A 5771-nucleotide genomic window follows, 5' to 3' on the forward strand; every position below is an offset into this window, starting at 1 on the left:
TTACCAGGCTCTGCCTGGTAATGCAGATAGGCGAGGCTCTGCCTCCTTCGAGGAAAGCAACTTACAGGAGAGAGGACGGTAGGAGGTGTTTAAGTTATTAAATTTTCGACCCTTAAGAGATATATGGTCAATTAGACATTGAGTCTAGAACCACCATTTTTATGGGGGGAGGGACGAAACCCATTGTTGAGTAAACAACAGTCTCTTGAAACCGCCGAATCATCTAGGGATATGTTATACCAAATCCGGGTTTGGAATCCGATTTATGAAGCACTCGGCGTTGGCAGACTTTGTTTGACTTTTTGGCGGTTTCAACCGCCGAATCATCAAGGAAATATGTTACCCGGATTTGGTATGATAGAGAGGATAATACTGCCAATGCTGAAAGGCGATCGCAAATAACTGTTTAACTTAATCTAGAAAATGCCTAATTTTCGATATTCCTCCCTCATTAATGCCACCGTTGAAACCGTCTGGAACTTTCACGAAAGGCCGGATATTCTGCAAATTTTAAGTGCGCCTTGGCAACCGGTGAAAATCATTCGCCGCGAAGGGGGACTTGATGTGGGTGCGGTATCAGAATTTCGGCTGTTATTGGGGCCGATTCCGGTAAAATGGGTGGCGACTCATACTGAGTGCGAACAATATCGCTTATTTGTTGACGAACAAACTGAGGGGCCGATGGCGCGTTGGACTCACCGACACGAGTTTACCACAGAAAATGGTCACGCTAGATTGACAGATGCGATCGCATTTTCGATTCCGGGCGGCCCGATTGTCGATTTGCTGTTAGGTTGGTGGGTGGAAATGCGGTTAACGGATATGTTTCGCTACCGCCACGAAGTCACAAAAAGAGAGTGCGAGAAAGATGGAAACAACGGCTGAATATTACTGTGCTTTCTGCGGCGAACCGAGTACAACTTTTGTTGATATCAGCGCCGGTATGGAGCAATCTTATATCGAAGATTGTCAAGTTTGCTGTCGCCCCAATGTTCTGTATGTCAGAATAGATGAAGATACTCTCGATATTGAAATAGATACTGACTATCAAGAATAAATGACTATCAAAATGTATGAATTGCATTTGATGCAGACTTGGTAGAATTCATAAATCTTGAAGCGGCTGCTTCTACGAAAGCCTTAAAAATTCCAGAGTTTACCGCACATTTTGGCGACATTTCTGGATGCCACTGAATTGCTATCATCCAAGGGTGATAGCAGTGTTCCATTGCTTCTACCAAAGTGTCAGGCGCATCGGCTACAATTCGCCAATCAGATGTTACCTTCTTCACTGCTTGATGATGCCAGGAAACAACTGTTGTGGAAGTTTTTCCCATGATTTGTGCTAGCCGACTGTTGGGTTCAATTTCAATGGTATGCTCGATCGCACGCGGGGGAATTCCGGTGCCGTGACTAACCTCATCTCCGTAAGCATCCGGTACGTGAATCACCAAACTGCCACCGCTGGCTACATTCAGCAGTTGCATTCCCCGGCAAATCCCCAAAACAGGTATGTCAGCCTTCAAAGCCAGCTTAGCTAAGTTTAATTCAAAATTGTCGCGTTCTGCATTAACCGAGTAAACTGTGCGATCGCACAAACCGCCATAAAGTTCGGGATTGATATCTCCGCCCCCGGAAAAAATCAAACCGTCTACCGCATCCAAAATACTAGCTGCATCTAATTGATTGGGCGGCAACAAAATCGGAATGCCGCCAGCCGCTTGCACTGCATCAATATACGATCCATTTAAACAATATTCCCCTGCTAGGCTGCGGTTGTAAGTTGTGATACCAACGATCGGATGTTTTTTCATTTGCTATAAAATTGGAGATAATTAATTAGATTTATACTCAGATTTGGCACTATTTGTAATCAGTCTTTCACGGGCTAGGAGCAACGGCCCACAATCAAACTTACTTATTGTGCAACAGGCGTTTTTCACGGGCGGGCTAGGAGCAACGGCCCACAATCAAACTTAACTTATTGTGCAACAGGCGTTTTTCACGGGCGGGCTAGGAGCAACGGCCCACAATCAAACTTAACTTATTGTGCAACAGGCATCTTGCCTGTTTCTTGTCTGATTATGATTGATTCCTAGATTAAACTGAGCATTCCTTGGAATGCTGTCTAATTGGTAACAGTTTCAGTATTAGTTTCCGGCAACGACTTGCGCGCGCACAGATAAGCCAATGGCCCGAACAGCGGCACTAATGTTACCGCCCAAAATGCTGTGAGATTTTGCATTCCTCGGCGGGCCATATCGTCGGCTAATAAGGCAGGAAATAGCAGGCAAAGCATACAGAAATCTAAAGTCATTACGTGGATAAAGCGGCTGGTTTGCCACTGTTGAACAAAATCAGACCAATCGCCTTTTGTCAAGCCAAAGGCAACTAACGCAGCAGCGCCTAATGTTAGGAAAATCCCAGTAAAACGGGAATCTAATACTTTTAAAAAGATATTTTTAGTGCCGATAAATTCTGGGTTGGGTTCGCGCAGGGCTAAATAAGGCAGCAAGGCAAATGCGCCGATGCCAAATGATAAGACGGCAAACAACCATGCGGGTATTTTCTGCCCTCTGCCGTCAGCAAATAAGACGCAACTGTAGATGAGCGGCCAGACTCCCATTATGTTGAACAAGGCTACAATTAAAGGGTTGATGCCTGCTATTTTGCCTGTGGCAAGATTTGTAATTAGTGCGATCGTTTCTGGGCTATCCGGTGGTGCGAATACAAAGGCGTAGGTGCTGAATGCAATCCACAGCAGCCAAAATCCAATTTTTCTCAACATAGTTAGTTTTTCTTTCTTTTTTTCTTACTATAGCAAGCTTAAGGGTTTTTGAATAAGACTTTTTTTATTTACCGCAGAGGGCACAGAGGGCGCAGAGAAAGAGAGGAGAATAGCTGAATGTATTGCTATTTGGTATTGCGTGTTTTGGGAAGATTGCTGAATTTTTTCATGAATTGGCGATCGATCCAATCTTTCCAGTACCACAGCAGCGCTGATTCCCACATGAAAGATCCGCGAGAGGCGATCGCCCTTTTATTCCCAGTACCAATTAAGGCTAAATATTTTTCCTGCGGTGCAAACGGTTTCAGCGGTTTTTGTAATAAAAAATGCTGCAAGTTTTCAAACAGCGGTTTGCCCTGACGCACGGCAAACACGCCTGCTTTGGGACGGGGATAATTCACCATCGCGCAGATGTCTCCAGCCCCAAATACGTTGCGGTGAGAGACTGATTGCAGGCAATCGTTGACTTGCATAAAGCCTTTTGAGTCGGTGGCTAAACCCGATTCTTTTATCCAATTGGCTGCAGAGGCTTGTGTCACCCAAAAAATGATCTCGCACTCTACTTTCAAACCAGATTCACAACAGATTTGGGCATTGGGAATTGGGGATTGGGGATTGGAAATTGGGCATTGGGCATCGGGTACGGGTAATTTTTTATTACCTTTTATCTCAATGGTTTCTTGCTTTTTTATGGCACTGACTTTTTCCATTAAATGCAATTGAATGCCGCGACTGATGATAATTTTTTGAAGCCGTCGGCAAACCCGCTGATTGTGTCCAGACATCAATTCAGCCCCACTGTGAAACAGGTGAATTTCCGCTCCTACTTCTATTTCTCTTCTGCCCTCTTCCTTCTTCTTTCTTCCGACTTCCATTTTTCTTCTTTCTTTTTCCTTCGCCAGACGAGATTGCATATTTAATGCTAATTCTACGCCACCGGCACCGCCGCCGACAATGGCAATCCGCAGCGATTTTTGGGGAGGGTTTTGTCTGGCGGAAATTAACTGATTCCAGCTAGCTAAAAACTCCGGTACCGGTTTAGCTGGAATTGCATATTCTGCGGCACCCGGCACAGATAAAGTCGCGGGAGTGCTGCCGATATCAATAGAAAGCAAGTCAAAATTAACCGGAGGGCAAGTTTGACAAATAACTAAATTTTTGCTAAAGTCGATCGCGATCGCCCGATCGACCAATATTTGACACCCGGCAAATTCCGCGAGCGATCGCAAATCGATATGACATTCATCATAATCGTAAAACCCGGCAACGTGCCCCGGCAGCATCCCCGAATAAGGCGCGTACAGGACATCGCTAATCAGAGTCAAACGCACTCCCGGCAGGGGTTTGATGCCGAACATTTTTAATACAATAGCATGACTGTGACCGCCACCAATTAAGACTAAATGTTTCACAAATTAGATATGTTCGATCGAGATTTTACACCACCGATATTGTACAGCACTCGCACTCCGGCAGACTGCACTGTCCGGTGAAGAGGGTTAGCTGCGCGTAATTAATGATGGCCCAGCACTTTGACAAAATACTCTCACTTACCCTCAGCATCGCAATTATATTTGACCGGTACTGCGATCGCCCTTACAGCGCAAATGGCTGTAGACTGTAGAGCGATCTAATTTTATCACCAAATTATGCCGGGGTGTATTTGATAGCTAACTCAGCATTCACAACTATGACATTACGCATGATTCCTCGCAGTTGGCTGCGATCGATTAAAACTCTTTTCCCCCTTCTCTTTGCCCTCTCATTAACTATAGTATTGCTGGGTAATAACTTGATTCCGGCGATCGCCCAACAACCCCGCCAAGAAATTCGCGGAGTTTGGATGACAACAAACGACAAAGACATCCTCAGAGATCGCCGCAAACTAGGAGATGCGATCGCTCAATTAAAGCGGTTAAACTTCAACACAATCTATCCCGTAGTATGGAACTCTGGCTATGCAATGTATCCCAGCCCTGTCGCCCAGCAAAGAGACATTCAACCCTTTGTTTACAGAGGGTTAGACGGACAAGATATGCTCGGAGATTTAATTGCCCAAGCCCACCGCCAAGGCCTGCTAATAATTCCTTGGTTCGAGTTTGGTTTTATGACACCTCCCACCTCAGAATTAGCATTAAACAATCCCGATTGGCTGACACAAAAACAAGACGGCAGCCAAACATCAAACGGCGCAGGCGGCGAAGTAGTTTGGCTCAATCCCTTTCATCCAGAAGTGCAGGAATTCATTAGCGAACTCGTACTAGAAATCACCACAAAATACAACGCCGACGGCATTCAATTTGACGACCACATGAGTTTGCCATCAGAATTTGGATACGATGAATACACAGTTGCTTTGTATACCAAAGAAACCAAAAAAGCACCCCCAAAAGATTTTGAAGATCCAGCATGGGTGAAGTGGCGAGCAAATAAAATCACCGCTTTTATGTCGAAGTTAAATCAAGCAGTAAAAGCAGTAAAACCCAAGGCAATTTTCTCAATTTCTCCCAATTACTACGAATTTGCTTACAAACATCACCTGCAAGATTGGCTGAATTGGGTGCGTTTCGATATTGCCGACGAACTAATCGTGCAAGTTTACCGTCCCAATCTAGAATCATTTGTGGACAAGATTAGCCGTCCAGAAATGCGAGAAGCACAGCAAAAGATTCCCACCGGAGTTGGGATTATGACAGGTTTGAGAAATCGCCCAGTAGCGATCGAGCAAATTCAATCCCAGGTGCGCGCAGTCCAAGAATACGGCTTAGGTGCGGCTTTCTTCTACTACGAAAGTTTGTGGGAAGATGCACCGGAACCAATGGGTGATCGACTTTCTCAATTTAGTGCTTTCTTCCCGTTTTCTGCATTCCGAACTGCGCTACAAATACCCAGACGCGCGGCAACTTTCCCTCCGCCCCCACCACCAAAACCAGACCCGAAAGCTAAGCCAGAGCAACCTCCCAAAAACAGCCCGCCTTCCACC

The 5771-nt window shown here is 45.4% G+C and carries 7 protein-coding genes; 4 read left to right on the forward strand and 3 right to left on the reverse strand.

Annotated elements, in window-relative coordinates:
* The first annotated feature begins 231 nt into the window (after nt 1-231).
* From IQ270_RS27395 to IQ270_RS27405, 3 genes are read left to right on the forward strand one after another with little or no spacing between them, the layout of a single operon-like run.
* Nucleotides 232-402, forward strand: a complete 171-nt coding sequence (locus IQ270_RS27395) for a hypothetical protein (RefSeq protein WP_193976307.1) — start codon at nt 232-234, stop codon at nt 400-402.
* 21 nt (nt 403-423) lie between these two features.
* On the forward strand, nt 424-885 hold the full coding sequence (locus IQ270_RS27400; RefSeq protein ID WP_193976308.1) for an SRPBCC family protein: 462 nt from the start codon (nt 424-426) through the stop codon (nt 883-885).
* A complete protein-coding gene (locus tag IQ270_RS27405; RefSeq protein ID WP_193976309.1) occupies nt 869-1057 on the forward strand; it encodes a CPXCG motif-containing cysteine-rich protein in 189 nt (62 codons plus the stop codon). The genes IQ270_RS27400 and IQ270_RS27405 overlap by 17 nt, the downstream gene beginning before the upstream one ends.
* 7 nt (nt 1058-1064) lie before the next feature.
* On the opposite strand, the gene IQ270_RS27410 is transcribed toward IQ270_RS27405, so the two are convergent.
* From IQ270_RS27410 to IQ270_RS27420, 3 genes are all read right to left on the reverse strand, one after another.
* The gene (locus IQ270_RS27410; protein WP_193976310.1) at nt 1065-1814 is read right to left on the reverse strand and encodes a gamma-glutamyl-gamma-aminobutyrate hydrolase family protein; all 750 of its coding nucleotides are present in this window, start codon (nt 1812-1814) and stop codon (nt 1065-1067) included.
* A 314-nt stretch (nt 1815-2128) separates the two neighbouring features.
* Nucleotides 2129-2788 (reverse strand): DUF2834 domain-containing protein, encoded by a 660-nt coding sequence (locus tag IQ270_RS27415; RefSeq protein ID WP_193976311.1) that lies wholly within the window; start codon nt 2786-2788, stop codon nt 2129-2131.
* A gap of 125 nt (nt 2789-2913) precedes the next feature.
* Nucleotides 2914-4200: an FAD-dependent oxidoreductase gene (locus IQ270_RS27420; protein WP_193976312.1), complete on the reverse strand. Its 1287-nt coding sequence runs from the start codon at nt 4198-4200 to the stop codon at nt 2914-2916.
* Nucleotides 4201-4478: 278 nt separating this feature from the next.
* On the opposite strand from IQ270_RS27420, the gene IQ270_RS27425 reads away from it, so the two are divergent.
* Nucleotides 4479-5771 (forward strand): glycoside hydrolase family 10 protein (locus IQ270_RS27425; protein ID WP_193976313.1); only part of this gene is annotated, 1293 nt, incomplete at its 3' end.

Origin of the sequence: Microcoleus sp. LEGE 07076 (assembly GCF_015207455.1) — a bacterium.
GTDB lineage: Bacteria > Cyanobacteriota > Cyanobacteriia > Cyanobacteriales > Microcoleaceae > Microcoleus.